This window comes from Gilliamella sp. B2717, from assembly GCF_026536675.1.
GTDB lineage: Bacteria > Pseudomonadota > Gammaproteobacteria > Enterobacterales > Orbaceae > Gilliamella > Gilliamella apicola_I.
The window spans coordinates 1-1,449 of the sequence record NZ_JAFNNQ010000062.1; the positions used below are offsets into that span (position 1 = coordinate 1).

Annotated in this window: 1 protein-coding gene; it reads right to left on the reverse strand. The window is 27.0% G+C overall.

Annotated features, from left to right (window positions below):
- Positions 1-459: 459 nt before the first annotated feature.
- Positions 460-939, reverse strand: coding sequence for a hypothetical protein (locus J3U35_RS06580; RefSeq protein WP_220215764.1), 480 nt, complete (start codon positions 937-939; stop codon positions 460-462).
- Positions 940-1,449: the final 510 nt, after the last annotated feature.

Sequence of the window (1,449 nt, forward strand, 5' to 3'; positions counted from 1 at the left end):
TAGAACGGCGGACTGTTAATCCGTATGTCACTGGTTCAAGTCCAGTTGGAGGAGCCAACTTTACATTTCATCTCGTATCTATACGTCTCTATTTGATTATAAATCAATATCTTGTATTTTTTTAGTATACCTCTTATCCATATACATCTATCAATTTTTCTATCAATTTACTATTTTTTCGGGTTCAAATGAGGGTTAGCAAAAATGCTCATTTTTTTCAAATAAAAAGTAAAGCGATACTTTGAGGATCTCTTTCGAGAGCTGCATGATAAGCAGTTGCTTCAGCAACAAAAAACTTTGGCAACCTGTTCGGCATCAAAACCCTTGGTATCTGACAGGTAATAGCATTAGCTCCGCCATAAGTACCAAATATAGACCTTTCTATAAATCCATTTATAAAAAGGTTTTTTTAAATAATTAGTTCTATTAGTAGAAATAATAAACTTATCGAATTCCTTGTTAAATAGGTGATAACTCTTCTATAATCGCTTCCCAATAATAATCTAAACTTTGATAATTATTATTTAATTTATTCATTTTTTGTTCAAAATCATTAAAATAATGTGATCTATTTTCTTTATCATTTTTCCAATTATTTAAAAAAAATTCATAATAATAAATAGAGAATAGAAACTGAAATAATCCTACATTTAATATTGTTTTTTTCTTATTTGAAGGAAAAAATAAATAAACTTGCTTAGTTGTAATACTATATATTATCTTTCTGCTTTCACTATCATCTAAAATCAATTCTTTATTATTTAGATAGTTAATTTCTTTTGTAAATTTAAAGTCTAATTCTGTCGAATTTGGTAAACCGATATTAAATAGTATTTCTGCATCTTCAATATTTAAACTATCTCTTAATTCATTGTTATCGTTTTTTATAATTAAATTATCTTTAAAAAATAATTTGATTTGCTCTAGTTTATTTTTCATTCTTCTCCTTTATTAGTAGGATAAACTGGTTTTCCTGATCTTTTTGAAAAAATCAGTATTCTTTTCAGCCTTTCCAGCTTTTCTAGCTGTTCTGGTTTCTTTTGTTGAAGTTGTAGTTCTCTCTCTTACTATAGGTAGTAAGGGAACTACAACGTAAAAGGCAAAGTATGTTCTAGAAAATTTTTTTATACTGCCGCTTAAATAACCAATAACAATCAGTTAAGAAAACAGCAAGGAAAGATAGATTTCTTCATTTTTAATCTCTTTTATAAACTTCAATGATTTTATTATCCATAAAGTTTGCTGATTACAAATCATATTTTTAATCCTTAATAAACAGGATAAAAATAAAATAGCCTTACGTTTGTTCTCTTTATTTCCTTTGTGACTTCATAAATTTTTCTATTTCTGCAAAATTTTGTAATTATTTCATCATTAACAATGGTCCTACAAATTTGCGTTCGACAAGCTCACCGTCTTTATAGGTTTCTGTGTACAAAAGTTTGCCTT

Coding starts and splice junctions, on each gene's coding strand:
- J3U35_RS06580 (WP_220215764.1), bottom strand. CDS start 939: ATGAAAAATAAACTAGAGCAAATCAAATTATTTTTTAAAGATAATTTA.